This is a genomic window from Rhodococcus koreensis (genome assembly GCF_900105905.1).
In the GTDB taxonomy this organism is placed as follows: domain Bacteria; phylum Actinomycetota; class Actinomycetes; order Mycobacteriales; family Mycobacteriaceae; genus Rhodococcus_F; species Rhodococcus_F koreensis.
This window is the reverse complement of record NZ_FNSV01000005.1, coordinates 4,670,369-4,696,236: the sequence shown is the minus strand read 5'-3', so window position 1 is coordinate 4,696,236 and position 25,868 is coordinate 4,670,369. Positions and strand designations below refer to the sequence as shown.

The following is a 25,868-nucleotide window of genomic DNA, read 5'->3' as shown; positions in this document are numbered from 1 at the left end:
CGAGGTTTCCTGTTTCACCGACAGTCGCCTCCCCGCACGTTATGTGCGGGGCGGTCTCACACCGTCTCCGCAGGCTGCCACCGTCAGTCCGACGGCCAAAATGTTCCTTGCCGCGTTCACATCCCGGTCATGGACGACGCCACATCGGCACGTCCACTCCCGCACGTTCAGCGGCATCGCCGAGACGATCACCCCGCACACCGAGCAGGTCTTCGACGACGGATAGAACCGGTCGACCGCCACCACCCGGCGCCCGTACCAGTCGGCCTTGTACTCGAGCATCGACCGGAACTCGGACCACCCCGCATCCGAGATCGCCCGAGACAACGACCGATTCTTCACCATATTCCGCACACTCAGATCCTCGATGACGATCACTTGATTTTCGCGCACCAGTCGAGTGGAGAGTGTGTGCAGATAATCGCGGCGCCGATCGGCGATCCGGCCATGAATCTTCGCGACCTTCAGTCGGGCCTTGGCCCGGTTCCGGGATCCTTTCTGTTTCTTGGCGAGTGCCCGCTGCGCCTTCGCCAGCCGCGCACGGTCCGCGCGCTCGTGGCGCGGGTTGGTGATCTTCTCCCCCGTCGAGAGCGTGTACAGGCTGGTGATCCCGGCGTCGAGCCCGACCACCCGATCGGTCGACTCTAGTTCGGTGATGGTGTCTTCGACGAGGATCGAGATGTGGTACTGACCGCGGGCATTGCGCGACACCGTCACCTGCGACGGCACGGCCCCCTCCGGTAGTGGCCTCGACCACCGAATATCCAGGGGTTCGGCCTGCTTGGCCAACCGGACCTGCCCACCCCGGTAGGTGAAGCAGTTCGAATAGTAGGTCGCCGAATCCTTCGATTGGCCCTTCTTCTTGAATTGCGGGTAGCGGGTCTGCTTGCGCCAGAACTTCTCGAACGCACCCTGCAGTTGCCGCAGCGATTCCTGCAACGGCCCCTTCGACGGCTCCGCCAACCACGCGGTCTCGGCATCGCGTTTCCATCCGGTGAGCATCTTCGAGGTGTCCGCGTAGGTCACCTGCCGCTGCTCCTGCGACCAGGCACGCGTCCGCTCGGCCAACGCCCGGTTGTAGACATACCGGGTGCACCCGAACGTCCGAGCAAGCTGTTCCGCCTGCACTGCAGTCGGATAGAAGCGGTATTTGAACGCCCGCTTCACCACCTTCCCCGCCATGACCCAGACACTAGCCACACGGTCCGACAAACCAGATCGGCTATCCCGGACCTGAAGGACCGGGTTTGCGCCGAAAGACTCACGGATCAAGATCCTGCAGCACGTCTCGCGCGAGATCCGCGAGTGGGAACAGGCCGTCGCGACGGTCGTGCTCCGGATACGCCAGATCGGGGTACTGATCGACCGCCTGGGTCCCGCCCTCGACGACCTGTCCGAACTACTCGACGCCGCGAAGCAGATCGCGGAGACCGCGGAAGGGCTCGCCGTCAGCGCGAAGGGAATCGATCAGAGCGCCGAGATCATTGCCCGTGACGCGGAGAAGATCGCGTACGCCTTGCCCGCGGTCGAGCGGCTGGGACGGCTCGCGGACCGCCTGCCCGGGGGCGGGAGACGGTCCGCGGCCGGCCGGTGACGAACGCCGGTCGGGTTACTGCGCGCGGTCGAGCGTCCCCGGTGCGGTGGGGTGCTCGCCAGATTCTGCATCGAGGTCGTCGGCGACCCCGGCAATCGGCATCACGGCGAGGGCCTGGTCGAACGCGTCGGCGAGCCATTCCCCGGTCACCTCCACGAGCTGAGTGATCTCGGCGTCGGGTTGCCGCTGAAAGAACCGCACGACCCAGGGGCTCTGCGCGTCCGGATCGGAACTGAGATCCCCCGGCGCGTTGGTGGCGAGCAAATGGATGCTGCGCTCGAAATCGACCCGGACGGCGTATCCGGCGCCGGTGTTGACGACGGTGGCCGGACGATGCGCGGCGAGGGCCAGCGTCATCAGGGCATCGGAGTAACGAGCGGTGTGCTCCGCGGTGAGTGGCATGAACGATCACCTTTCAATTTCTGTGACCGTCGCCGTGGCACAGCAGGCTCGGAGGTTGGTCCGAAAATGCAATTCGCCGACAGATCACGAGAAGGTAGAAGTCAAGCTGTTCGTCGGGAGCTTGGGCTGCGAGAGCGTCGCTGTCGGCCACCTTCGAGGTGGGCGTCCTGGCACCGCGTGACAGTTGGGTACGCCCGATGGGAGCACGGACACGCCGGGCGCCCGTGAACTCGGTAGCTGTGTACTCAACTACGGGTAACCGTACGGGGCCTGACCCGGATACGCGACACGGGGTGGTCCGCAGGTGGTCTTCTACCCGAGGTCGCCGGCCAGCACGCGGCTCTGCTTGAGGGTTTCCAGGATCAGCGAGCTTTCCAGTCGGTCGACGTGCTCGAGCCACTCGGCTTCGAGCATCAACTCGCGTAGCGCTTCCTTCGACGGCAGCCGGAAGTCCGCGACGACCTGGTAATCACCCATGATGATCGCCGCGTACCGGAGAAACGGCTGACCGGCGAGCGCCTCGGCGACCGCCGACACCCGCGACGGCCGGGCCCGGATCCACAGCAGCGCGGCGACGGGCAGGCCGATCAGCGCCGGGTCGAACACCGCGCGGAACGTGAGCAGCCCGGACTGCCGCATCTTGTCGAGGCGTCGTTTGACGGTCTGTTCGGAGATGCCCACGAGCCGGGACAATTCCTCGAAACTCGCCCGGCCGTTCTCGACGACCAACCGCACCAGTGCCTTGTCCTCCCGGTCGAGGACGACCGGGTCGGTGAATTGCGGCCAGCGGGTTTTCGGGATCCGGCGGATCTCGGCGGTCTGTGTTTCGGTCAGGATTCCCGGTTCCCAGTCGTGAAGCGTACGTATGTATTCGAGCACCGGCGAGATGTCCATCTGCAGAAAACCGGACGGCGCCGCCATTTCCTGCAGGAACAGGCGGGACTGCCGGCGGCGCGGAGCCCAGATGTCGGCGTAGCAGTGCTGCGGCCCGGACAGGACGTAGACCGTCACGCTCTCCGGTCGGTGCGCGAGCGCGACGGCCGCCGTCAACGTGCTGTCCGGCCGGCACCGGCCGTGGACGATGAACGGATCGGAGTCGGCGGTGCGGTGCGGGTCCGCCATCCCGCGAACCTCCACCATCCCCGTCTCCAGCAGCCGCGAACCCCGGCGTGCCACCGTGCGCTCGGCCTCGCCGAGGGCGGCCGCGATCGTCGACCACGTCGCGCGGCCGTCGACGATCAGCGCGGCGATGATCTTGCGGTCCAGGGGATCGGCTGTGCGTTCCGGCATGATCGGCCAATCGTACGGCTGAATCCTCCATATTACTGGTTTTCATTGCTTGAATCCGACTCCAGGGTGACGCTTGGGGCCGAAACTGACGTTCGTCCCATGAGGAGCCCTCAATGTCCGATCTGATCCAGAAACCCGCACGCGAGGTCGTCCGGCTGCTGCGCGAAGGGACCGAGACGCCGACGAGCGTGCTCGAAGCCCTCCGCAGGTACGTTGCCGACGCAGACCGGCAAGTCAACTCCCTCCCGATCCAGTTCTTCGATGCCGCCGCCGAACGCGCGGCGCGGTTGGAGGCCGAAGTTCCGGATCCGGCCGGGCGCGGCCTGCTGGCCGGACTACCGGTCGCGGTGAAGGACTACAACGACGTGGCGGGGCAGCGCACGACGCACGGCTCGCCCCTGTTCGCCGACCACGTCGCCACCCGGTCCGACGCGATGGTGAGCGTCCTCGAGAACAACGGCGGCATCCCGTACGCCAAGTCCAACGTGCCCGAGTTCGCCGGCGGTCACACGTACAACACGCTGTTCGGGCCCAGCCGTAACCCGTGGAACCTCGACCGTTCGGTGGGCGGTTCCTCCGGTGGTTCGGCGGCCGCGCTCGCCTCCGGCAGCGCCTGGCTGGCGACCGGCAACGACCTGGGCGGCAGCCTCCGCACCCCGTCCGGATACAACGCGACCGTCGGTCTGCGCCCGACTCCCGGGCGGATCCCGCGCCGCAGGCCCGCCATCCCGTTCGACCCGCTGTGGGTGGAGGGGCCGATGGCACGCGATGTCGGTGACGTCGCCCTCATGCTGGATGCGATGGTCGGGCACGACCTGCACGACCCGTTGACGAAACCGGAACAGCCGCGGTCGTTCCTGGAACGTCTGACGACCTTCGACCCGCCCGCCCGCGTCGGATTCAGCCCGGACCTCGGGTGCCTCCCGGTGGAGCCGGCGATGCGCCGCGTCTGCGGTGACGCGATGAAACATTTCGACGCACTGGGTGCCGACGTCGTGACGGACTGCCCGGACTTCACCGGCGCCTACGACGCCTTCCAGGCGCTGCGCAGCCATCTGGTGGCGGCCGTGCACGGCGGGCTTCTCGCCGAGCATCGCGGCGCGATCAAGCCCGACATCGTCTGGAACATCGAGCGTGGACTCACCCAGTCCACGGAGACGTTGCTGTCGGCGGAACGCGTTCGCGGACAACTGTTCCACGAGATCGCGGACTACTTCGAGACCCACGATCTGCTGGTGATCCCGTCGGCGCCGCTCGATCCCTTCCCTGTGGAGTGGACGTATCCCGAACGCATCGACGGCGTGGAATCGCGGACGTACATCGACTGGATCGCGATTACGTTCTGTGTGAGTCTCACCGGGTGCCCGGTCGTTGCGCTCCCGTGCGGATTCTCCGACGCCGGACTGCCGGTGGGACTGCAGCTGGTCGGTGCGCCGGGGCAGGAGGCGCGGCTGCTCGCGCACGCGCAGATGTTCGAGTCCTCGGTGGGCATCGCGGCGAGCCTTCCCATCGTGCCACGTCGGCCGAAGGTGGCGACATCATGAGCAGCACAGTCGAATCCGAGCTTCGCGACGAGGAACAGCAGGGCGCCCGCGAGGGTTTCCTGGCCCGGGTCGCGCTGCGGTTCGCGTCGGTCATCGAGCGGTGGTTCCCGGACGCGTTCATCTTCGCGCTGCTCGCGGTGGCGTTGGTGGCCGGAGCCGCGCTGGCCATCGGGGCGTCGCCGGCGACGGTGGCGACGAACTTCTCGACCGGTTTCTGGGATCTGATCCCGTTCACGATGCAGATGGCGATGGTCGTGGTCACCGGCTACATCGTGGCGTCGTCGCCACCTGCCGAACGTCTCATCACGCGGCTCGCGGCGATACCGCGCACTGCCCGCGGCGGCGTCACGTTCATCGCGGTGGTGAGCCTCGTGACGTCGATGGTGAACTGGGGTTTCGGACTGGTCTTCGCCGGTCTGCTGGCGCGGGCGATGGCGCGCCGCACCGAACTCGGCCTCGACTACCGGGCCGCGGGCGCGGCCGCCTATCTGGGAATCGGCGGAATCTGGGCGCTCGGGCTGAGCTCCTCGGCGGCGCAGCTGCAGGCGAATCCGAAGAGTCTCACCCCGGAGCTGCTCGCGATCACGGGTGTCATCCCGTTCCGGGACACGATCTTCCTGTGGCAGTCGCTGTTCCTCGCGGCGGTGATCTTCGTGGTCAGCATCGTGATCGCGTATCTGTCCGCGCCGCACAAGGCGAACTCGGTGACGGCGGAGGATCTGGGGGTGGACGTCCACGACGTGCCGCCGCCGCTGCCGAAGCGGGAGCGTCCCGGCGACTGGCTCGAGTACAGCCCGGTGCTTCCCCTGATCGTCGGAGCGCTCGTCTTCGGCTGGCTGCTACGGGAATTCGCGTCGAACGATCCGATTCTCGTGATCTCCAACCTGAGCACGTACAACCTGCTGTTCCTGACGTTGGGCATGCTGCTGCACTGGCGTCCGCGGCGCTTCCTGCTCGCGGTGAAGAACGCGGTGCCCGCGTGCGCGAGCATCCTGGTGCAGTTCCCGTTCTACGCCGGGATCGCGGCCATCATGACCCGGGCGCAGGACGCCGACGGCAACACGGTGGCGCACTACATTTCCGAGGGCTTCGTCAGCGTCGCGTCGCACGGCACGTTCGGATTGGTCATCGGTATCTACTCGGCGGTGCTCGGATTGTTCATTCCGTCGGGCGGCGGCAAATGGATCATCGAGGCCCCGTACGTGATGCAGGCGTCCAACGACCTGCAGGCGCATCTCGGGTGGACGGTCCAGATCTACAACGCCGCGGAGGCGCTGCCCAATCTCGTCAACCCGTTCTGGATGCTGCCGCTCCTCGGCATCCTGGGCCTGCGCGCCCGGCACCTCGTCGGGTTCACCGCGGTGCAGCTCGTCTTCCACCTGCCCATCGTGCTCGGACTGTTGTGGTTCCTCGGCAACACGCTCACCTACAACCCGCCCGTGCAACCCTGAGCGGCACTACAGGTTGTGGTCGCGTTCGAGGAGGGCGTCGAGCCACAGCAATGCTTCGACGAGGGCCTGCACCCGTGCGAGTTCGGTGTCGGCGGGCACGGGCGGCGGGGAACCGGATCCCGCCCCGTGCCTGCCCTGCAGGTGACTCACGACGGCGCTGAACAGCCATTCGGCGGGCGCGGGCAGCTCGTCGTCCAGCTCGGGTGCGTCGTGCACGACGGGGACGACGCTGATGAAGCTGTCGACGGCGTCGGTGACACTGGCGGTCGGGTCCGCGACGAGGTCGGCGATGGTGGCGACCATCCACGTCACGACCGCGGTGAACGCCGCGCCGTCGCTCCCGGTGCCGCAGGTGATCCGCGAGATCTCGCGGGCGAGCACGTGGAAGTCGCGGTCGCCGACCAAGGTCAGGAGGCGACCGCCCAGTTGTGCGCCGTCCGCGCGATCGGGCCCGTCGATCATGGCTGTCCCACGGCAGGTATTCGGCGCCGCCACGGCCCCGGATGGGGTCGGGCCGGCGAGATCTAACTACCGAACGGAATGCACAGAGAACCCGTGCACGCTGCGGTGGCTGCGACGGAAAACGGCTGGTCGAGTCCGGCGGCCAGAACGGTGGGGGTTCCCCCGGTGGCGGGCAGGGAGACCACGGAGCCGTTACTCGAGCCTGCATCGCCCGCGGCCGCGACGTACACCGTGCCCGCCGAGACCGTGAGACCGAACGGGCGGACGAGCCCGGTCGTCAGGACGGTCGGGGTGCCGCCGGTGGCCGGCAGGGAAACTACGGATCCGTCACCGGCGACCGCGACGTGGAGGGTGCCGCCGGAGACGTCGATTCCCGCCGGGAGATTCAGGCCGGCGGCCAGCACGGTGGGGGTGCCGCCGGTGACGGGCACGGCGATGACGGAACCGGTGCCGGGCGTCCCCGCACCGGCGACGGTGACGTAGAGGGTGCTCCCGGAGACGGCGACCCCGACCGGTTGCTGGAGGCCGGTGACGACCGGGCTGGGGGTGCCACCGCCTGCGGGCAGCGCGACGACGTTGCCGGAATCGAACTCGGTGACGTAGAGCGTCCCGCCGGACACCGCCACGTCGAACGCGTTACCCAGGCCGGTGGCGAGGGTGGTGGGGCTACCGCCCGCGGCGGGCACCGACACGACCGAGGCGCCGGCGGTGACGAACAGCGTGTCACCCGACACCGCTATCCCGCCCGGTCCGGCGATCCCGGTGGCCACGGCGCTCGGGTTGCCGCCGGTGGCGGGCAGGGACAGCACGGAACCGGTGCCGTTCTCGGTCACGTAGAGCGTGTTCGCGGCCGGCATCGCCGAAATGGCGGGTGCGGCGGCCACCGCGGTGGCGAGGATCAGCGCGGTGGCGAGGATCAGCGCGCCGGTGATGACGGCCGCCCGACGGCCGAGTCGGGTGAACGGTGATCGGCGCATCGGCAGTCCTCTCGTGGCCCGTGCCCGGAAGAATACCGCCGCCGCAGCACGATCCACCGCGATTCGGGCACTTCGCCGGGGCGGCTCAGACCTCCGCGGCGACCGGCGGCTTGACCCCGACGACCGGGCACTGCGCCTCGAGGAGCACGCGCTGGGCGACGCTGCCCATGAGGAGTTTGCCGACCGGGGAGCGGCGGCGCATGCCGAGGACGAGGAGTTCGGCGGCGGAGTCGTAGGACGCGTCGATGAGGTTGTCGGCGTGGGAGCGGCCGGGTTCGTTCCGTGCGATGCGGTAGTCGACGGCGCCCGCGTCCGCTTCCTCCCTGGCGGAGTGCAGTTCGGCCTCGAATCCGGCTGCCGAGGCGCTGTCGCCGTCGGCGATCACCACGAGATCCGTTGCGCGCATGCGGGCTTCGATGAACCCGAAGGTCAGGGCGCCACGACCTTCGACGGTCGGGACGTAACTGAGAATGACGCTCATCGTGACCTCGGATCGAGAACGGGGGTGGTCAGGGTGCCCTGGGCGAGGTACTCGTCGAGGTTCTGCAGGGTCAGAGCCTCCATCGCGGCGCGGGTCTCGGTGGTTCCGCTCCCGACGTGGGGGAGGAGGACGACGGTGTCGAGCGCGAGGAGCGCCTCGGGAACGTGGGGCTCCCGGGTGAACACGTCCAGTCCGGCGCCGGCGAGTTTGCGTTCGGTGAGCAGTTCGACGAGCGCGTCCTCGTCGACGACGCTTCCGCGTGCCACGTTGATCAGATAGCCGCCTGGCCCAAGTGCTTCGAGAACCTCTCGGTCCACCAGCTTCTGGGTTCCCTTGCCGCCGGCCGCGGCGACGATCAGCACGTCGACCCCGGCGGCGAGGGCGGCGGCCGAGTCGACGTACGCGAACGGCGAACCGGGGACCTCCCGCCGATTGTGGTACGAGATCGTGCAGCCGAAGCCGGTGAGGCGGGCGGCGATGGCGGAGCCGATGCGGCCGAGGCCGACGATGCCGACCCGGGTGCCGCTGACCTTCCGGGTGAGGGGGTAGTTGCCCTCGGCGGGCCAGCGGCCCGCGCGCACGAAGCGGTCCGAGGCGGAGAATCCGCGGAGCGTGTCGATCAGCAGTCCGACGGCGGTGTCGGCGACGCAGTCGGTGAGGACGTCGGGGGTGTTGCTGACGCCGATTCCGAGTTCTTCGGCGCGCTCGACATCCGTTGTGTCGTAACCGACTCCGAAGTGCACGATGGCGCCGAGATTCGGCAGTTCCGTCATCAGGGCGGCGTCGACTCCGGTGCGTCCGGACGTCACGACGGCGGTGACGGTTTCGCCGTGCTCGGCGAGGAAGCTGCTCCGGTCTTCTCCGAGGGGGAGGGTGCGGGCGTCGTACTTCTCGGAGAGCGTTGCGGTGAGCGACGGCTTCAGCGGCCCGACCTGCAGAACCTGCCCTCCCGAAACGGTCTGTGCGGCAGCTTCTTTCACGGACGCCTCTGCGGTCACCATCGTGCCTCCTGACGAGTGGCGACGCGGCTGTCCGCGCCGCCGGTTACCCGTAAGTTAAGCGGCCCTCGGAATACCTGTCCAACACGTAAATAACATGGATCGATACTGAAACGGCATTGGTCGGCGGCGCGCTGACGTGCGCAGATGTCAAAACTTCGGGTATGCGCCGGTCAGGGGCCCGCCGGGGTGATCGCAGTCTCCCTGATATCGCGTCTGTGACGGCCCTCACGAGCCGTTTTGCGCCGTCACCCCCTGTTGACGCTCCCCGGGGCCGCTCATAGCGTTGTGGCTACCGTCACAGGCGGGCCCTCTTCACTCGCGTCGAGTACGCGACACATCCCTACGGAGGACACCATGAGCCCTGCACGTTCGCTGCAGCAGGGAACCCGTTACCGCGTCGTCGCCGTGGCCACCGCCGCTCTGACGGTGCCGGCTCTGGCCGCAGGTTGCTCGGTGGCCAATTCGAGCCACAGCGACGCCGCCAGCCCCGACACGTTGCGGATCGTGCTCCCGCAGGAGCCGCCCACGCTCGAGCCCTGCGACGCGTCACTCACCTCGACCGGAGTCGTCGTCCGCTCCAACATCACCGAGCCGCTGGTGGAACGCAACGCCGACACCGGCGACCTGGAGCCGAAGCTCGCCGACTCGTGGGAGCAGACGTCGGACACCGTCTGGACGTTCCGGATCCGTCCCGGTGTCACGTTCAGCGACGGCAGCGCGTTCGACGCCGAGGACGCCGCGTTCTCGATCGACCGCACCGTCAACTCGACCATCGGCTGCGACGTCGACGGGTACGTCTTCGGCGACGACGCGCTCGTGGTGAACGCGATCGACCCGTCGACCGTGACGGTCCAGACGCCCACCGCCGACCCGATCCTGCCGCTGCGGATCTCGTTCGTGGAGATGGTGCCGTCCACCACCGACGCCAAGGACAAGGTGCGCGACCCCATCGGCACCGGCCCCTACAAGATCGACTACTGGGATCACGGCCAGCGGCTGTCCCTGGTCCGCAACGACACGTACTGGGGCACGGCCCCCGAGTACGCGCGGGCGATCTACCAGTGGCGGACCGAGGGCAGCGTGCGGGCCGCGATGGTCGCCAACGACGAGGCCGAACTCGCCACGTACCTCGGTCCGGAGGACGGCGCCGGCGACCTCGGCGTCGCCTACCCCAACAACGAGACGACGGCGCTGCGGATGATGGCCACCGAACCGCCGCTCGACGACTACCGTGTCCGCGAGGCCATCGACCTGTCCGTCAACCGGGCGGGGATCGTCAAGGCGCTGTTCCAGGGCCTCGGCGACCCGGCCGGGCAACTCGTCGGCAGCAGCATCGTCGGGTTCGACCCCGACCTGCAGCCGACCCCCTACGACCCCGACCGCGCCGCGCAACTGGTGGCGGAGGCCAAGGCCGACGGCGTCCCCGTCGACAACCAGATCCGGCTGATCGGGCGCACAGGCCAGTTCCCCAAGATCAACGAGACCATCGAGGTCATCCAGAACTCGCTGAGCAAGGCCGGCCTGAACGTGAAGATCGAGATGATGGACACGGCCGGGCAGATGCAGTACCAGATCCGGCCGTTTCCGCAGGGCACCGGACCGATTCTGCTGATGATCCAGCACGGTAACCAGGCAGGTGACGCGCAGTTCACCGTCGACCAGTACATGCGCAGCGACGGCTACCAGAGCTACTTCGGCTCGGCCGGATACGACGCGCAGATCGACGCCGCCGAGCAACTCGTCGGCGACGCCCGCCAGGACGCGTTCGCGTCGGTCCTGGCGAACGAGCCGGAAGAGATCCGGCAGTTTGCGTACATCGCCCACATGAACGCGGTTCTCGCCAAGTCCCCGACCGTGCAGTACACGCCCAACTCCGCGACCGGCGACGAGATGCGCCTGAGCGAGATGACCCACGCGGACACATCCGCAAACGGCTAAACCCTCTTCCCAGCCCCCGGAGGAACTGTGATGTCCCAACCGAACCCGATCCGAAGGCGGTGAGTCATGTTCGCCTTCCTGCGCCGACGCGTCTACACCAGCCTCGTACCTCTCCTCGTCGTCCTTTTCGGTGTGTTCCTGCTCGCCCGCCTCACCGGCGACCCGACCAACCTCTACCTCCCGGTCTCCGCGACCCCCGATCAGCGCGCCGAGTTCGCGGCCGAGAACGGCCTCGACAAGCCGGTGCTGAGCCAGATGGCCGACTACCTGTCCGGGGTCGCCCACCTCGACTTCGGGGAGTCGCTGCGCACGGGTGAATCCGCCGCGACCATGGCGCTGCGGGCGTTCCCCGCCACGTTGCAGCTGGCGTTCTTCACGATGCTGCTCGCGATCATCGGCGCCGTCGTGATCGGCTGCTGGGCGGCGTACCGGCCGAACTCGCTGGCCGACCGGATCTCGAGCCTGCTGTCGATGACCGCGGCCAGCATCCCCGACTTCTGGTTCGCCATCACCGGCGTGTGGATCTTCGCGGTGGTGCTGGGAGTGCTGCCCACGTCGGGCACCGGAAGCGCGCTGTCGTGGATCCTGCCGATCGCGACCCTGCTGATCCGCCCGCTGGGCGTGCTCACCCAGGTGGTGCGCGGCGCGATGGTGTCGGCGCTGTCCGCACCATACGTACGTCTTGCGCGCAGCAAGGGTGCCGGCGACCTGCGCGTCGTCACCCATCACGCGCTCCGCAACGCTGCTGCCCCGGCGCTGACGGTGGCCGGCGACCTCACCGTCGGCCTGGTCAACGGCGCCGTCGTCGTCGAGGCGATCTTCGGGTGGCCCGGCATCGGGAAGCTGATGATCGACGCGATCCTGCAGCGAGACTTCGCGGTCCTGCAGGCGGCGGTGCTCCTGACCGCGGTCAGCATCTTCGTCCTCAACATCCTGATCGACGCGGGCTACGCACTTCTCGACGCGCGTGTCCGCGAGAAGACCAAGGTCTAGGAGGCCGCCGACATGTCCATAGACAACGCTCCCCGCCTCGACGGAGCCGGCGACGTCCACCAGGGCCCCGACGAGACGCCCCCGGCCCCGGCCGATCCCGCGCCCAAGCCCGCACGGAACAAGACGCCGTTGTGGAAACTGCTTCTTCGGGACCGGGTGGCCACGGTCGCGGCGGCGATCCTGGTGTTCGTGTTCCTCGTCGCCGTCTTCGGCCCGTGGCTGGTCGGCGACGCCGCAACCGATCAGAACCTGGACCAGTCCAACCTCGCACCGTTCCACGTGGCGAACGGGTGGATGAACATCCTCGGCACCGACCCGCTCGGGCGCAGCATGCTCGCCCGGTTGATCGTCGCGTGCCGCACCACCCTCCTGGTGGCGCTGCCCGCGGTCGCGCTGTCCTGCATCGTCGGTTCGCTCATCGGCATGTGGGCCGGTTACCACCGCGGCTGGCGGGAGACGACGGCGATGCGCGCCGCCGACGTCATCATGAGCTTCCCGTCGCTGCTGATGGCCGTCGTCGTCCTGTACGTGTTCTCGCCCAGCGCGGCCAACATCGTCCTGGTGCTGGCGATCACCCGCATCCCGATCTACCTCCGCACCGCCCGCGCGGAGTCGGCGGAACTGCAGAGCCGGTTGTTCGTGGACGCCGCACGGACGTTCGGCGCCCGCAGCGGGGCCGTCATCCGCAGGCACGTGTTCCCCATCCTGCTGCCGACTCTGCTCACCGTCGCCACCCTCGACTTCTGCTACGTGATGCTCGCCGAGTCGTCGCTGAGCTTCCTCGGCATCGGCATCCAGCCGCCCGACATCAGCTGGGGCCTGATGGTGTCCCAGGGCCGGACGTACCTGCAGACGGCGTGGTGGCTGTCCTTCTTCCCCGGACTCGCCATCGTCATCACCACCGTGTCGGCGACCGTGCTCGCCGCGTGGGCCCGGATCGCCACCGATCCCGCCCAGCGCTGGCGCCTGACCGTCCCGCGGTCGCGTCGCTCCCGGCTGTTCCCCACCCGAAAGGTCGTCTCATGAGTGCACCTGCACCGGCTGTCGAATCACCCGACTTCGCAGACACCGACCGCGTCGCACTCGAGGTCGCGGATCTCACCGTCGACCTGCGCACTCCCTCGGGCACGGTTCGGGCCGTCGACCACGTGTCGTTCACCGCGCGACGCGGGGAGACCCTCGCGTTGCTCGGTGAGTCGGGGTGCGGCAAGTCGATGACCGCGCAGGCGCTCGTCGGCCTGCTCGAGCCGATCGCCGACGTCACCGACGGCTCGGTCCGCCTCGGCGACGTCGACCTGGTGACGGCGAAGGCGAAGACCCGCCGCGCCCTCGCTGCGACCGAACTCGCCATCGTGTTCCAGGACGCGCTGACCGCGCTCAACCCCGTCTACACCGTCGGCAAGCAGTTGGCCGAACCGTTCCGGATCCACCGCGGGCTGTCCGCGAAAGAGGCGAGGCGCGAAGCGATCTCGCTGATGCAGAGGGTCGGGATTCCCGAGCCGGAATCGCGCATCGACTCCTACCCGCACCAGTTCTCCGGCGGCATGCGGCAGCGCCTGCTGATCGCGATGGCCGTCGCGCTGAGCCCGACGGTCCTGCTCGCCGACGAGCCGACCACCGCACTCGACGTCACCGTGCAGGCGCAGATCATGTCGCTGCTGCGGGACCTGCGCACCGAGCACGACATGGCCGTCATCCTCATCACCCACGACCTCGCGCTGGTGGCGGAGGAGGCCGACCGCGTCGCGATCATGTACGCCGGCAACGTCGTCGAGACCGGACCGGTCGCCGAGGTCTTCTCCTCGCCACAGCACCCGTATACGAAGGGCCTGCTCGATTCGGTCCCCGTGCACGCGGTCCGCGGCGAGGACCTGAAGTCGATCGGCGGCACCCCGCCCGACCTGCACTCCATCCCGTCCGGCTGCGTCTACCAGGCGCGCTGCCCGCTCGCCCGCGACCTGTGCCGCACCACCCGCCCGCCGCTCGCCGGCGTCGCGGCCGGCCGCCGCTCGGCGTGCCATTTCCCCGAGGAGGTCTGACATGTCCGAGTCGATTCTGAAGGTGCGGGGCCTCACCAAGACGTTCAAGGTGCCTGCCAACGCGGCGGGCAAGAACCAGTTGCGTGCGCTCGACGGCATCGACCTCGACCTCGCCCGCGGCGAAACGCTCGGGCTCGTCGGCGAATCGGGCTGCGGCAAGTCCACCCTCGCCCGGACGCTGATGATGCTCGAGCGTCCCGACTCCGGTTCGGTGACGTGGGACGGCGTCGACCCGTTCTCGCTCAAGGGCAAGGATCTGCTGGCGCTGCGCCGCCGGGTGCAGATGGTGTTCCAGGACCCGTACGCGTCGCTGAACTCCCGGATGTCGGCGGCGGACATCATCGCCGAGCCGTGGCGCACCCACAAGACGATGTACAAGACCAGCCGCGACCGGGCGGCGCGGGTGCGCGAACTGCTGCACCTCGTGGGGCTGCGGCCGAGCGACGAGCACCGCTACCCGCAGGAGTTCTCCGGCGGTCAGCGTCAGCGTCTCGGGATCGCCCGGGCCCTGGCGCTGAACCCGAGCGTCGTCATCTGTGACGAACCCGTGTCGGCCCTCGACCTGTCGGTGCAGGCTCAGGTGCTCAATCTGCTGAACGACCTGCAGAAACAGCTCGGCATCTCGTACGTGTTCATTTCGCACGACCTGTCGGTGGTCCGGCACGTCGCCGACCGCGTCGCCGTGATGTACCTCGGCCGGATCGTGGAGACGGGTGCGACGGACGCCGTCTTCGACCGTCCCGCCCACCCCTACACCGAGGCGCTGATGTCGGCGGCACCGAAGCTGGACGCCGGATCCCGCGGCAAGCGGATCATCCTCGAGGGTGAGGTCCCGTCGCCGCTGAACCCGCCGTCGGGCTGCCGGTTCCGCACCCGCTGCGCGCACGCCACCGACATCTGCGCGAGCACGGTGCCGCCCGCCGCCGTCGATGCGAGCGAAAGCGGCCACGTCGCCGAATGCCACCATCCTCGCCGTCCGGTCTCGCTCGGCGTGCCGGTCGCGGTCGGGTGAGCGGGGCCGAGTTCGCGGTCATCGCGCTCGCCGTCTTCCTCGCCTCGTGCATGCAGGCGTCGATCGGATTCGGGATGGGCATGCTCGCGGCACCGGTCGTGGCGCTCGTCGATCCGAGCCTGCTGCCCGGGACGCTGATCATGACGGCGACGGTCGTGACGGTGATGGTGGTGTGGCGGGAACGGGAGGCCCTGGACCTGACCGGCACGGGGTGGGCTCTGGCCGGCCGGGTGCCGGGCACCGTCGCGGGCGCGGTACTGCTGGTGGTGCTGCCGGAACGGGGGTTGTCGCTGCTGCTCGCGGGCGTGGTGCTGTCCGGGGTCGTCTTCGCGACCCTGGGCTGGGCGCCGCCACCACGACGCCGGAACCTCGCCGTCGCCGGGGCCGCGTCGGGTCTCCTCGGCACGGCCACGTCGATCGGCGGACCGCCGATGGCGCTGGTGATGCAGGGGTCGAAGGGGGCGCAGCTGCGCGGCAACATGAGCGCGTTCTTCCTGGTGGGCTCCACGCTGTCGGTCGCGGTTCTCGCCGCGACGGGTTCGGTGCATCGCGAGTCGGCGGTGATGTTCGCGTTGCTCGCCCCGGTGACGGTGCTCGGATACGTGGCGTCGCGGTTCGTGAACCGCCACCTGGACGCGTCTCGCCTGCGCCGGACCTCGATCGCGGTGTCCTGTGTGGGCGCGTTGATGCTGATCGGGCAGCAGCTTCTCTGATGCAGTGTCTGCATCGTTCGATGCTCAACAAGTCTTGGACATGTATCGATCGGGCCACTTAGAGTTTTCGTTGTGAGGCGCCTCACGGGCGGCGCTGCGCTGTGAAGGAAGGTTTCGGAAGATGAGTACAACGAGCACCCCGGTCGTCACCGACATGCGAGTGGTCCCGATCGCGGGACACGACAGCATGCTCCTGAACCTGTCCGGCGCGCATGCCCCGTACTTCACCCGGAACCTGGTGATCCTCACCGATTCCGACGGCAACACCGGTGTCGGCGAGGTCCCCGGCGGTGAGCCGATCCGGCGTACCCTCGAGGACGCCCGCGCCATCGTGACCGGGCGCAGCATCGGCGAGTACAACGGCGTGCTCGCCGACCTGCGGCGCACGTTCGCCGACCGCGACTCCGCAGGCCGCGGCAACCAGACGTTCGACCTCCGCGTCGCGATCCACGCCGTCACCGCCGTCGAGTCGGCGCTCCTCGACGTTCTCGGGCAGCACCTCGGTGTCCCCGTCGCGGCCCTGCTCGGCGACGGTCAGCAGCGCGAGAAGGTGCAGGCGCTCGGCTACCTCTTCTTCGTCGGTGACCGCAACAAGACCGACCTGGACTATCAGTCGGGTGCGGGCGAGTCCGACGACTGGCTGCGCCTGCGGCACGAGGAGGCGCTGACACCGGACGCCGTCGTGCGACTCGCGGAGGCCGCGCAGGCGCGGTACGGGTTCGCCGACTTCAAGCTCAAGGGTGGCGTCCTCGCGCCCCGCGAGGAGGCGGCGGCTGTCACGGCGCTGGCCGAACGGTTCCCCGACGCCCGGGTCACCCTCGACCCCAACGGCGGGTGGCTGCTGTCGGAGGCCATCGAGACCTGCCGCGGGCTGAAGGACGTGCTCGCGTACGCCGAGGACCCGGTCGGCCCCGAGGGCGGCTTCTCCGGCCGCGAGGTGATGAGCGAGTTCAAGCGCGCCACCGGACTGCCGACCGCCACCAACATGATCGCCACCGACTGGCGCGAGATGGGGCACACCATTCGCTCCGGCGCCGTCGACATCCCCCTCGCCGACCCGCACTTCTGGACGATGGCCGGATCGGTCCGCGTCGCCCAGCTCTGCGATGCGTGGGGCCTCACCTGGGGATCGCATTCCAATAACCACTTCGACGTGTCGCTCGCCATGTTCACCCACGTGGCCGCCGCGGCCCCGGGCGACATCACCGCCATCGACACCCACTGGATCTGGCAGGACGGTCAGCGGATCACCCGAGACCCGTATGAGATCGAGGGCGGCTACCTGACGGTGCCGTCGACGCCGGGCCTCGGGGTGGAGCTCGACATGGACCGGGTCGAGGCCGCGCACGAGCTGTACCTCCAGAAGGGTCTCGGTGCGCGCGACGACTCGGTCGGCATGCAGTTCCTGGTGCCCGGCTGGTCGTTCGACAGCAAGCGCCCGGCGCTGGTCCGCGCCTGATGAAGATCGTCGTCGGCGACCGGAATCTGCTGCCGCATCGCGAACTGTTCGAGTCGGGGCTGCCGTCCGGCGCCGTGGTGTCGTGGCATCGGACGTTCGACGAGTCGGCGATCGTCCCCGACCTCGCCGACGCCGACGTGTACGTGGGCGGCCGGTTCACCGCCGCGATGGCGGCCGCGGCGCCGAAGCTGCGCCTGCTGCACGTCGCCGGCGCGGGCACCGACAACGTGGCCTTCGACGCCCTTCCCCCCGACACCCTGGTCGCCAACACGTTCCACCACGAGGACTCGATCGCGGAGTACATCGTGTCGTCGGCGCTGATGCTGCGCCGCGGATTCCTCCGACACGATCGCGCCCTCCGCGGCGACGTGTGGGCGACGTCGGTCTACGACGACGCGATCGCGCAGTCCCGGTCCATGCGTGGTGCGCGGATCGGATTCGTCGGCTTCGGTCACATCGGCGGGAGGTCGTGGAGCCTGCTCCGCAAGTTCGGTGCAGAGGGTTGCGCGGTCACCGGCCGGGGAAATCTCGACGCCGACGCGGAAGGCCTCCAATGGGCGGGCGACAACACCTCGCTGCTCCGGCTCATGACCGAGTCCGACGTCGTCGTGGTGTCCGCGCCGCTGGGCGATCACACCCGCGGCATGATCGGCGGGCCGGAACTCGAGGCTCTCGGCCCTGACGGAGTTCTGATCAACGTCGGGCGCGGACCCCTCGTTCAGGAACAGCCGCTGTACGACGCACTGGCGTCGCATCGGATCGCGGGCGCGGCCATCGACGTCTGGTACTCCTATCCCGATGCCGGCGGTCACGGTGCGCCGAGCGCACTGCCGTTCCGCGACCTGCCGAACGTCCTGATGACCCCGCACTCGTCCGGCGTCACCGACCACACGTTCCTCGGCCGCGTCCGCGACATCACCGACAACATCCGCCGGCTGGACACGGGGCGGACGGTCCTGCGCACCTGTCGCTGAGGACCGCCGCAGTCTTGCGACCTTCTATATAGGAGTTCCTATATAGAAGGAGTCGGTGCCGGCGACAGTGGCAGATCCTGAAGATCGGCGGCCGGAATCGCTGCGACCAGGCGATTTGGAAAACGGCGCACGGTTCGCGTAACTTATTCCAAGTCAGAGCGACACGGACACCGACCTTCACCGCAAGGTGAATGCAACGAGGTTGTACGAAGTGCCTGGCAAATCCGAAGTTCACCATCGTGTATGGTGGTGCTTCAACCCCGGAATGTCTTCAGCGGGTGCCGGTTTGCGCCGGTCAGCCCGATGAGATAAGCTGGAAAAGTTGCCCCGGAGCGACTGGCGAGTGAGTCAGAAGTGATGGTGTGCGCGTGTTCTTTGAGAACTCAACAGTGTGTCGATGAATGTCAGTGCCAAATGTTTTTGGTACTCCGCATCATGAATGTTCAACCGCCTCTTGGGGTTTGGTTGATGTTGTGGTGTGGGTATTTGCTGGCTTCCCTCCTTCTTCCGTCGGTGGGGGGTCAGTGTTTGATAATGCTAGTTTGAGTTTTTGATCGCTAGTGATTTGACTCGATGTCTATGACTGATTAACGGGTTCGCCTGTGAAATCTAGAGTCTTCAACGGAGAGTTTGATCCTGGCTCAGGACGAACGCTGGCGGCGTGCTTAACACATGCAAGTCGAGCGGTAAGGCCCTTCGGGGTACACGAGCGGCGAACGGGTGAGTAACACGTGGGTGATCTGCCCTGCACTTCGGGATAAGCCTGGGAAACTGGGTCTAATACCGGATATGACCAAGGACTGCATGGTTTTTGGTGGAAAGGTTTACTGGTGCAGGATGGGCCCGCGGCCTATCAGCTTGTTGGTGGGGTAATGGCCTACCAAGGCGACGACGGGTAGCCGACCTGAGAGGGTGACCGGCCACACTGGGACTGAGACACGGCCCAGACTCCTACGGGAGGCAGCAGTGGGGAATATTGCACAATGGGCGAAAGCCTGATGCAGCGACGCCGCGTGAGGGATGACGGCCTTCGGGTTGTAAACCTCTTTCAGCAGGGACGAAGCGAGAGTGACGGTACCTGCAGAAGAAGCACCGGCCAACTACGTGCCAGCAGCCGCGGTAATACGTAGGGTGCAAGCGTTGTCCGGAATTACTGGGCGTAAAGAGCTCGTAGGCGGTTTGTCGCGTCGTCTGTGAAAACTCGAGGCTCAACCTCGAGCTTGCAGGCGATACGGGCAGACTTGAGTACTGCAGGGGAGACTGGAATTCCTGGTGTAGCGGTGAAATGCGCAGATATCAGGAGGAACACCGGTGGCGAAGGCGGGTCTCTGGGCAGTAACTGACGCTGAGGAGCGAAAGCGTGGGTAGCGAACAGGATTAGATACCCTGGTAGTCCACGCCGTAAACGGTGGGCGCTAGGTGTGGGTTTCCTTCCACGGGATCCGTGCCGTAGCTAACGCATTAAGCGCCCCGCCTGGGGAGTACGGCCGCAAGGCTAAAACTCAAAGGAATTGACGGGGGCCCGCACAAGCGGCGGAGCATGTGGATTAATTCGATGCAACGCGAAGAACCTTACCTGGGTTTGACATATACCGGAAAGCCGTAGAGATACGGCCCCCCTTGTGGTCGGTATACAGGTGGTGCATGGCTGTCGTCAGCTCGTGTCGTGAGATGTTGGGTTAAGTCCCGCAACGAGCGCAACCCTTGTCTTATGTTGCCAGCACGTAATGGTGGGGACTCGTAAGAGACTGCCGGGGTCAACTCGGAGGAAGGTGGGGACGACGTCAAGTCATCATGCCCCTTATGTCCAGGGCTTCACACATGCTACAATGGCCAGTACAGAGGGCTGCGAGACCGTGAGGTGGAGCGAATCCCTTAAAGCTGGTCTCAGTTCGGATCGGGGTCTGCAACTCGACCCCGTGAAGTCGGAGTCGCTAGTAATCGCAGATCAGCAACGCTGCGGTGAATACGTTCCCGGGCCTTGTACACACCGCCCGTCACGTCATGAAAGTCGGTAACACCCGAAGCCGGTGGCCTAACCCCTTGTGGGAGGGAGCCGTCGAAGGTGGGATCGGCGATTGGGACGAAGTCGTAACAAGGTAGCCGTACCGGAAGGTGCGGCTGGATCACCTCCTTTCTAAGGAGCACATCTCCAATGCTGTTGTCACACAGGTGCACAACGGGTTGGCAGAGACTGTTTCGTTCCCACATGTGGAACGGCAGACGCTCATGGGTGGAACACTGACACATTTTCCCGCGTATCGGTCGATCTGATGATCGGCCGGCGGGTGATATATCGATGCACTGTTGGGTCCTGAGAGAACACGCGAGTGTTTTTTCCAGGTAAGAACGACAAGCGATCATGGTGGTCATACCGGCCGGGTTTTTCCGGTGTTCGGTGGCGACAAGAACATGGTTGGTTGTGTGTTGTTTGAGAACTGCACAGTGGACGCGAGCATCTTTGTTGTAAGTAATGAAGAGCGTACGGTGGATGCCTTGGCACCAGGAGCCGATGAAGGACGTAGGAGGCTGCGATAAGCCTCGGGGAGCTGTCAACCGAGCTGAGATCCGAGGATGTCCGAATGGGGAAACCCAGCACGAGTGATGTCGTGTTACCCGCACCTGAATATATAGGGTGTGTGGAGGGAACGTGGGGAAGTGAAACATCTCAGTACCCACAGGAAGAGAAAACAATAGTGATTCCGTGAGTAGTGGCGAGCGAAAGCGGAAGAGGCTAAACCATGGATGTGTGATAGCCGGCAGGTGTTGCATTCGTGGGGTTGTGGGGTTCATCTTGTCAATGCTGCCGTGTTGGCCGACAGTAAGAAATCATTGTGTTAGTGGAAGTGGTCTGGAACGGCCTGTCGTAGAGGGTGAGAGTCCCGTACACGAAAACATGATGACTGTCGTGATGGAAACCCAAGTAGCACCGGGCCCGTGAAATCTGGTGTGAATCTGTCGGGACCACCCGATAAGCCTGAATACTCCCTGGTGACCGATAGCGGACTAGTACCGTGAGGGAAAGGTGAAAAGTACCCCGGGAGGGGAGTGAAATAGTACCTGAAACCGTGCGCTTACAATCCGTCAAAGCCTTCGAGTGACTTGTCACTGGGGGTGATGGCGTGCCTTTTGAAGAATGAGCCTGCGAGTTAGTGGCATGTCGCGAGGTTAACCCGTGTGGGGTAGCCGTAGCGAAAGCGAGTCCGAATAGGGCGTTTTAGTGGCATGTTCTAGACCCGAAGCGGAGTGATCTACCCATGGCCAGGTTGAAGCGACGGTAAGACGTCGTGGAGGACCGAACCCACTTAGGTTGAAAACTGAGGGGATGAGCTGTGGGTAGGGGTGAAAGGCCAATCAAACTCCGTGATAGCTGGTTCTCCCCGAAATGCATTTAGGTGCAGCGTCGCGTGTTTCTCACCGGAGGTAGAGCTACTGGATGGTCTAGGGGGCCCACAAGCTTACCGAAATCAGCCAAACTCCGAATGCCGGTGAGTGAGAGCGCGGCAGTGAGACTGCGGGCGATAAGGTTCGTAGTCGAGAGGGAAACAGCCCAGATCGCCAGCTAAGGTCCCTAAGCGTGTACTAAGTGGAAAAGGATGTGGGGTCGCGAAGACAACCAGGAGGTTGGCTTAGAAGCAGCCACCCTTGAAAGAGTGCGTAATAGCTCACTGGTCAAGTGATCCTGCGCCGACAATGTAGCGGGGCTCAAGTACACCACCGAAGCTGCGGCATTCACACAATGCACCCCTGCGATTCTGCGGAGTCGTGGGCAGTGGTGTGGATGGGTAGGGGAGCGTCGTGTGGCCATGGAAGCGGCGGGGTGACCCAGCCGTGGAGGCCACACGAGTGAGAATGCAGGCATGAGTAGCGAAAGACGAGTGAGAAACTCGTCCGCCGAATGACCAAGGGTTCCTGGGCCAGGTTAATCCGCCCAGGGTGAGTCGGGACCTAAGACGAGGCCGACAGGCGTAGCCGATGGACAACGGGTTGATATTCCCGTACCCGTGTGAACGCGCCCCTGGTGAATCAGTGATACTAACCATCCTGAAGCGTCCTTACGTCCCTTCGGGGGCCCTGGATGTGGATGCATGGGACCTGATCTGGTAGTAGCCAAGCGATGGGGTGACGCAGGAAGGTAGCTGAGCCAGTCAGTGGTAATACTGGTGTAAGCCTGTAGGGCGAATGGTAGGCAAATCCGCCATTCACACAGCCTGAGAGGTGACGCATAGCCGAATGAGGCGAATTCAGTGATCCTATGCTGCCGAGAAAAGCCTCTAGCGAGCTTTCACACGGCCCGTACCCCAAACCGACACAGGTGGTCAGGTAGAGAATACTAAGGCGATCGAGATAACTATGGTTAAGGAACTCGGCAAAATGCCCCCGTAACTTCGGGAGAAGGGGGGCCTCGTCCGGTGATCACTCTTGCAGTGTGAGCTGGGTGGGGCCGCAGAGACCAGTGAGAAGCGACTGTTTACTAAAAACACAGGTCCGTGCGAAGTCGTAAGACGATGTATACGGACTGACGCCTGCCCGGTGCTGGAAGGTTAAGAGGACCGGTTAGCTCTTCGGAGCGAAGCTGAGAATTTAAGCCCCAGTAAACGGCGGTGGTAACTATAACCATCCTAAGGTAGCGAAATTCCTTGTCGGGTAAGTTCCGACCTGCACGAATGGCGTAACGACTTCTCAGCTGTCTCAACCATAGACTCGGCGAAATTGCATTACGAGTAAAGATGCTCGTTACGCGCGGCAGGACGAAAAGACCCCGGGACCTTCACTACAGCTTGGTATTGGTGTTCGGTTCGGTTTGTGTAGGATAGGTGGGAGACTGTGAAGCGCTCACGCCAGTGAGTGTGGAGTCGTTGTTGAAATACCACTCTGATCGTATTGGACCTCTAACCTCGGACCATGATCTGGTTCAGGGACAGTGCCTGGTGGGTAGTTTAACTGGGGCGGTTGCCTCCCAAAATGTAACGGAGGCGCCCAAAGGTTCCCTCAGCCTGGTTGGCAATCAGGTGTCGAGTGCAAGTGCACAAGGGAGCTTGACTGTGAGACTGACAGGTCGAGCAGGGACGAAAGTCGGGACTAGTGATCCGGCACCGGCAAGTGGAAGCGGTGTCGCTCAACGGATAAAAGGTACCCCGGGGATAACAGGCTGATCTTCCCCAAGAGTCCATATCGACGGGATGGTTTGGCACCTCGATGTCGGCTCGTCGCATCCTGGGGCTGGAGTAGGTCCCAAGGGTTGGGCTGTTCGCCCATTAAAGCGGCACGCGAGCTGGGTTTAGAACGTCGTGAGACAGTTCGGTCTCTATCCGCCGCGCGCGTTAGAAACTTGAGGAAGGCTGTCCCTAGTACGAGAGGACCGGGACGGACGAACCTCTGGTGTGCCAGTTGTTCCACCAGGAGCACCGCTGGTTAGCTACGTTCGGAAGGGATAACCGCTGAAAGCATCTAAGCGGGAAGCCTGTTCCAAGATGAGGTTTCTCACCCCCTCGAGGGGGTAAGGCCCCCGGCAGACCACCGGGTTGATAGGCCAGAACTGGAAGTCCGGTAACGGATGCAGGTGACTGGTACTAATAGGCCGAGGACTTACCACAAAGAAGCTACGCGTCCACTGTGCAGTATCTGAAACAACACACGTTTCGGAACTGAAGAAGAAGAACCACCACCACCATCGGTCCAACGATGTGTGGTTGTGTCTTCGCTGATGTTCCGTGTGACAGTTTCATAGAGTTACGGCGGCCATAGCGGAGGGGAAACGCCCGGTCCCATTCCGAACCCGGAAGCTAAGCCCTCCAGCGCCGATGGTACTGCACCCGACAGGGTGTGGGAGAGTAGGACACCGCCGAACATCCGTTACCGAAAGCCCCCCAACCATGTTGGGGGGCTTTCGGCATTTCACAACACTTTTGGCCGACGGCAAAGCGAAAACCGTTGCGGCACGATCTCTGTCGACCGTGACTGGCGTCCCTCAGTAGTTGCCGCAGGTCTCGGCGATCGTCAGTGCCTTCGCGCGCCACTCGACAGCCGGTCCCTCGGTTGGAACGGTCTCCAGCCGGCTCTTCAGCTGCGGGTGCGAATCGAGGACGGCCTGACGATCGGCAGGGGACTTCGAGAAGAAGTCCGCCAGTTGAGCCTTGCGCTCGGGTGCCTGATCCAGGCGCGCGGCGAGCTGCGGGGTGACGTCGTGCATCGCCGCATCGATCTGGGCGAAGCTGCAGGTGCTGTTCACGAGGCGGGCGGAGTCGGTGTCGGCCGGATCCGCGGAGGCGATCCCCGGTACCAGCGCGGCGGCGGCGAGGGTGCCGGCCGCTGCGATGCCGAGGTGCAGACGTGCTCGTGAAACGTTCATGACGAGTCCTCCAATGTCGGTGGGTATGCCGGGGACACGTTAGGGGTACGAGTTGTGATTCGTCTGAGGACCGTCTGCGAATGGGGGCCCGCGGTCACGTCGGGTCGGGCGAAATCATGGACACCACCGGACCCGTCGCGCGTCCGCGGTCGTCCAGGATGTGCCCGAGGTGTTTGCCGATCTGCATGACCACCGAGCGGTCCGCCACCCGCGACCCGGGCAGGAGCTTCTCCAGGAGAAGTTCGAACCGGTGGACGTCGTTGAGGGTGCGCAACCAGACGGCCATGATCAGGTTGTATTCGCTGGCCACGAGCACCGCCAACCGCACTTCCTCGATCTTGCCCAGCGAGGTCCTCAGTCGCTCGACGAGGGGCGCGGGAACCTGCATGAAGTACCAGGCATAGATCGGCCACTCCGAGTAGGTCCGGGCGACATCGGTGCGCAGTCGGAGAGAGCCGTCCCGCCGCATCGTCGCGATCGCGTCGGTGATGCGCTGATTGCTGACGCCTGCGCGTTCCGCGATCGCCGTGGTCGGTGCGCGGCCGTCGATTCCCAGTTCGTGATGGATCAGGCGCTTGAGGCCGGGTGCGACCGTCCGCGCTGCGCGGGGACGCGGCGGTCGGGCTGCGGGAACCTTGGCGACCTGCTCCGCCGACAGCGTCCGGAGCCGCCAGTTCCCGGCCTCGAAGAGCACCTCCGTGATGAGGTGCGTCCGGGCTCGCCGGATCGCCGGATACTCCCCGAGGCGGTGGAGCAGGAATCGTGACGTGTCCACCGAATCCTCTGCCATCAGGGTGAGCAGCAGGTCGCGTCCGCCCGCCGTGAAATCGATACTCGCGACCATCGGATCTTCGGAGATGGCCTCCGCGGTGGAGACGGATTGTCCGGGTGCGCATTCGATTTCGATCAGCGCGCCGCGCCCGGGCGTCCCGGGGTCGTATCCGGTGATCCAGATCAGGCCGGCGTTGAGGAGCCGCTGATAGCGCCTCGACAACGTCACGGGGTCGACGGCCAATGCGGGCGCGAGCGCCTTCCACGATGCCCGTGGCTCGATTTGCAGTGCATGGATGAGTGCGAAGTCGACGTCATCTGGCTCGTAATCCTGCATAGTTTGCCCTTCGATGCCGAGAATGCTGCAAATTTACACGACGGAATTCACGCGGCGGCACTCTTCCATGAGTCACTT

General features: G+C 65.6%; 20 protein-coding genes and 3 rRNA genes. 14 read left to right on the top strand and 9 right to left on the bottom strand.

Going from position 1 to position 25,868, the window contains the following annotated elements; translation table 11 throughout:
* Positions 1-39: 39 nt before the first annotated feature.
* On the bottom strand, positions 40-1,182 hold the full coding sequence (locus BLV94_RS25970; protein WP_072949515.1) for an RNA-guided endonuclease InsQ/TnpB family protein: 1,143 nt from the start codon (positions 1,180-1,182) through the stop codon (positions 40-42).
* A 148-nt stretch (positions 1,183-1,330) separates the two neighbouring features.
* Here BLV94_RS25970 and BLV94_RS25965 point away from each other — a divergent pair, with 148 nt between their 5' ends.
* A complete protein-coding gene (locus BLV94_RS25965; RefSeq protein ID WP_241031430.1) occupies positions 1,331-1,594 on the top strand; it encodes a hypothetical protein in 264 nt (87 codons plus the stop codon).
* A 15-nt stretch (positions 1,595-1,609) separates the two neighbouring features.
* Here BLV94_RS25965 and BLV94_RS25960 read toward each other — a convergent pair whose 3' ends face one another.
* A complete protein-coding gene (locus tag BLV94_RS25960) occupies positions 1,610-1,996 on the bottom strand; it encodes a hypothetical protein (RefSeq protein ID WP_072949510.1) in 387 nt (128 codons plus the stop codon).
* A 312-nt stretch (positions 1,997-2,308) separates the two neighbouring features.
* On the bottom strand, positions 2,309-3,286 hold the full coding sequence (locus BLV94_RS25955) for an Lrp/AsnC family transcriptional regulator (RefSeq protein WP_072949508.1): 978 nt from the start codon (positions 3,284-3,286) through the stop codon (positions 2,309-2,311).
* Positions 3,287-3,399: 113 nt separating this feature from the next.
* Here BLV94_RS25955 and BLV94_RS25950 point away from each other — a divergent pair, with 113 nt between their 5' ends.
* Positions 3,400-4,830 (top strand): amidase, encoded by a 1,431-nt coding sequence (locus BLV94_RS25950; RefSeq protein ID WP_072949506.1) that lies wholly within the window; start codon positions 3,400-3,402, stop codon positions 4,828-4,830.
* Positions 4,827-6,281 (top strand): short-chain fatty acid transporter, encoded by a 1,455-nt coding sequence (locus BLV94_RS25945; protein WP_083395672.1) that lies wholly within the window; start codon positions 4,827-4,829, stop codon positions 6,279-6,281. Before BLV94_RS25950 ends, BLV94_RS25945 begins: the two co-directional genes overlap by 4 nt.
* A gap of 6 nt (positions 6,282-6,287) precedes the next feature.
* Here the strand turns inward: BLV94_RS25945 and BLV94_RS25940 are convergent, their stop codons facing one another.
* The 4 genes from BLV94_RS25940 to BLV94_RS25925 all read right to left on the bottom strand — a co-directional run bounded on the left by BLV94_RS25940 (position 6,288) and on the right by BLV94_RS25925 (position 9,202).
* Positions 6,288-6,743, bottom strand: a complete 456-nt coding sequence (locus BLV94_RS25940) for a hypothetical protein (protein WP_072949504.1) — start codon at positions 6,741-6,743, stop codon at positions 6,288-6,290.
* Between the two features lie 62 nt (positions 6,744-6,805).
* The gene (locus tag BLV94_RS25935; RefSeq protein WP_072949502.1) at positions 6,806-7,720 is read right to left on the bottom strand and encodes an NHL repeat-containing protein; all 915 of its coding nucleotides are present in this window, start codon (positions 7,718-7,720) and stop codon (positions 6,806-6,808) included.
* A gap of 85 nt (positions 7,721-7,805) precedes the next feature.
* Positions 7,806-8,201, bottom strand: coding sequence for a universal stress protein (locus BLV94_RS25930; protein ID WP_072949500.1), 396 nt, complete (start codon positions 8,199-8,201; stop codon positions 7,806-7,808).
* The gene (locus BLV94_RS25925; protein WP_072949498.1) at positions 8,198-9,202 is read right to left on the bottom strand and encodes a 2-hydroxyacid dehydrogenase; all 1,005 of its coding nucleotides are present in this window, start codon (positions 9,200-9,202) and stop codon (positions 8,198-8,200) included. The genes BLV94_RS25930 and BLV94_RS25925 overlap by 4 nt, the downstream gene beginning before the upstream one ends.
* A 354-nt stretch (positions 9,203-9,556) precedes the next feature.
* Between BLV94_RS25925 and BLV94_RS25920 the strand changes: the two genes are divergently transcribed.
* The 11 genes from BLV94_RS25920 to rrf all read left to right on the top strand — a co-directional run bounded on the left by BLV94_RS25920 (position 9,557) and on the right by rrf (position 24,181).
* Complete coding sequence (locus BLV94_RS25920; RefSeq protein ID WP_072949495.1) at positions 9,557-11,140, top strand: ABC transporter substrate-binding protein; 1,584 nt, start codon at positions 9,557-9,559, stop codon at positions 11,138-11,140.
* Between the two features lie 66 nt (positions 11,141-11,206).
* Positions 11,207-12,133 carry an ABC transporter permease gene (locus tag BLV94_RS25915; RefSeq protein WP_072949493.1) on the top strand — a complete coding sequence of 309 codons (927 nt, stop codon included), beginning with the start codon at positions 11,207-11,209 and terminating at the stop codon, positions 12,131-12,133.
* Between the two features lie 12 nt (positions 12,134-12,145).
* Positions 12,146-13,159, top strand: coding sequence for an ABC transporter permease (locus BLV94_RS25910; RefSeq protein WP_072949491.1), 1,014 nt, complete (start codon positions 12,146-12,148; stop codon positions 13,157-13,159).
* Positions 13,156-14,172, top strand: coding sequence for an ABC transporter ATP-binding protein (locus BLV94_RS25905; protein ID WP_072949489.1), 1,017 nt, complete (start codon positions 13,156-13,158; stop codon positions 14,170-14,172). The genes BLV94_RS25910 and BLV94_RS25905 overlap by 4 nt, the downstream gene beginning before the upstream one ends.
* Before the next feature lies 1 nt (position 14,173).
* A complete protein-coding gene (locus tag BLV94_RS25900) occupies positions 14,174-15,184 on the top strand; it encodes an ABC transporter ATP-binding protein (RefSeq protein ID WP_072949487.1) in 1,011 nt (336 codons plus the stop codon).
* Positions 15,181-15,897: a sulfite exporter TauE/SafE family protein gene (locus tag BLV94_RS25895; protein ID WP_072949485.1), complete on the top strand. Its 717-nt coding sequence runs from the start codon at positions 15,181-15,183 to the stop codon at positions 15,895-15,897. The genes BLV94_RS25900 and BLV94_RS25895 overlap by 4 nt, the downstream gene beginning before the upstream one ends.
* 121 nt (positions 15,898-16,018) lie before the next feature.
* A complete protein-coding gene (gene gudD, locus BLV94_RS25890) occupies positions 16,019-17,356 on the top strand; it encodes a glucarate dehydratase (RefSeq protein WP_072949482.1) in 1,338 nt (445 codons plus the stop codon).
* A complete protein-coding gene (locus BLV94_RS25885; RefSeq protein ID WP_072949480.1) occupies positions 17,356-18,330 on the top strand; it encodes a 2-hydroxyacid dehydrogenase in 975 nt (324 codons plus the stop codon). Before gudD ends, BLV94_RS25885 begins: the two co-directional genes overlap by 1 nt.
* Positions 18,331-18,948: 618 nt before the next feature.
* A 16S ribosomal RNA gene (locus BLV94_RS25880) occupies positions 18,949-20,467 on the top strand.
* 327 nt (positions 20,468-20,794) lie between these two features.
* Positions 20,795-23,927: ribosomal RNA gene (locus tag BLV94_RS25875) — 23S ribosomal RNA — on the top strand.
* Positions 23,928-24,064: 137 nt separating this feature from the next.
* Positions 24,065-24,181: ribosomal RNA gene (rrf, locus tag BLV94_RS25870) — 5S ribosomal RNA — on the top strand.
* The 16S, 23S and 5S rRNA genes sit together here, the layout of an rRNA operon.
* A gap of 120 nt (positions 24,182-24,301) precedes the next feature.
* Here rrf and BLV94_RS25865 read toward each other — a convergent pair.
* On the bottom strand, positions 24,302-24,682 hold the full coding sequence (locus tag BLV94_RS25865) for a hemophore-related protein (protein WP_072949256.1): 381 nt from the start codon (positions 24,680-24,682) through the stop codon (positions 24,302-24,304).
* A 94-nt stretch (positions 24,683-24,776) separates the two neighbouring features.
* On the bottom strand, positions 24,777-25,790 hold the full coding sequence (locus BLV94_RS25860; protein WP_072949254.1) for an Lrp/AsnC family transcriptional regulator: 1,014 nt from the start codon (positions 25,788-25,790) through the stop codon (positions 24,777-24,779).
* Between the last annotated feature and the right edge of the window lie 78 nt (positions 25,791-25,868).

Excerpts from the sequence above, each read along its gene's own strand:
- BLV94_RS25915 (WP_072949493.1), top strand. The coding sequence starts at position 11,207 with ATGTTCGCCTTCCTGCGCCGACGCGTCTACACCAGCCTCGTACCTCTC.
- BLV94_RS25905 (WP_072949489.1), top strand. The coding sequence starts at position 13,156 with ATGAGTGCACCTGCACCGGCTGTCGAATCACCCGACTTCGCAGACACC.
- BLV94_RS25925 (WP_072949498.1), bottom strand. The coding sequence starts at position 9,202 with ATGGTGACCGCAGAGGCGTCCGTGAAAGAAGCTGCCGCACAGACCGTT.
- BLV94_RS25930 (WP_072949500.1), bottom strand. The coding sequence starts at position 8,201 with ATGAGCGTCATTCTCAGTTACGTCCCGACCGTCGAAGGTCGTGGCGCC.
- BLV94_RS25860 (WP_072949254.1), bottom strand. The coding sequence starts at position 25,790 with ATGCAGGATTACGAGCCAGATGACGTCGACTTCGCACTCATCCATGCA.
- BLV94_RS25945 (WP_083395672.1), top strand. The coding sequence starts at position 4,827 with ATGAGCAGCACAGTCGAATCCGAGCTTCGCGACGAGGAACAGCAGGGC.
- BLV94_RS25920 (WP_072949495.1), top strand. The coding sequence starts at position 9,557 with ATGAGCCCTGCACGTTCGCTGCAGCAGGGAACCCGTTACCGCGTCGTC.
- BLV94_RS25885 (WP_072949480.1), top strand. The coding sequence starts at position 17,356 with ATGAAGATCGTCGTCGGCGACCGGAATCTGCTGCCGCATCGCGAACTG.
- BLV94_RS25900 (WP_072949487.1), top strand. The coding sequence starts at position 14,174 with ATGTCCGAGTCGATTCTGAAGGTGCGGGGCCTCACCAAGACGTTCAAG.
- BLV94_RS25950 (WP_072949506.1), top strand. The coding sequence starts at position 3,400 with ATGTCCGATCTGATCCAGAAACCCGCACGCGAGGTCGTCCGGCTGCTG.
- gudD (WP_072949482.1), top strand. The coding sequence starts at position 16,019 with ATGAGTACAACGAGCACCCCGGTCGTCACCGACATGCGAGTGGTCCCG.
- BLV94_RS25865 (WP_072949256.1), bottom strand. The coding sequence starts at position 24,682 with ATGAACGTTTCACGAGCACGTCTGCACCTCGGCATCGCAGCGGCCGGC.
- BLV94_RS25955 (WP_072949508.1), bottom strand. The coding sequence starts at position 3,286 with ATGCCGGAACGCACAGCCGATCCCCTGGACCGCAAGATCATCGCCGCG.
- BLV94_RS25935 (WP_072949502.1), bottom strand. The coding sequence starts at position 7,720 with ATGCGCCGATCACCGTTCACCCGACTCGGCCGTCGGGCGGCCGTCATC.
- BLV94_RS25960 (WP_072949510.1), bottom strand. The coding sequence starts at position 1,996 with ATGCCACTCACCGCGGAGCACACCGCTCGTTACTCCGATGCCCTGATG.
- BLV94_RS25940 (WP_072949504.1), bottom strand. The coding sequence starts at position 6,743 with ATGATCGACGGGCCCGATCGCGCGGACGGCGCACAACTGGGCGGTCGC.
- BLV94_RS25970 (WP_072949515.1), bottom strand. The coding sequence starts at position 1,182 with ATGGCGGGGAAGGTGGTGAAGCGGGCGTTCAAATACCGCTTCTATCCG.
- BLV94_RS25910 (WP_072949491.1), top strand. The coding sequence starts at position 12,146 with ATGTCCATAGACAACGCTCCCCGCCTCGACGGAGCCGGCGACGTCCAC.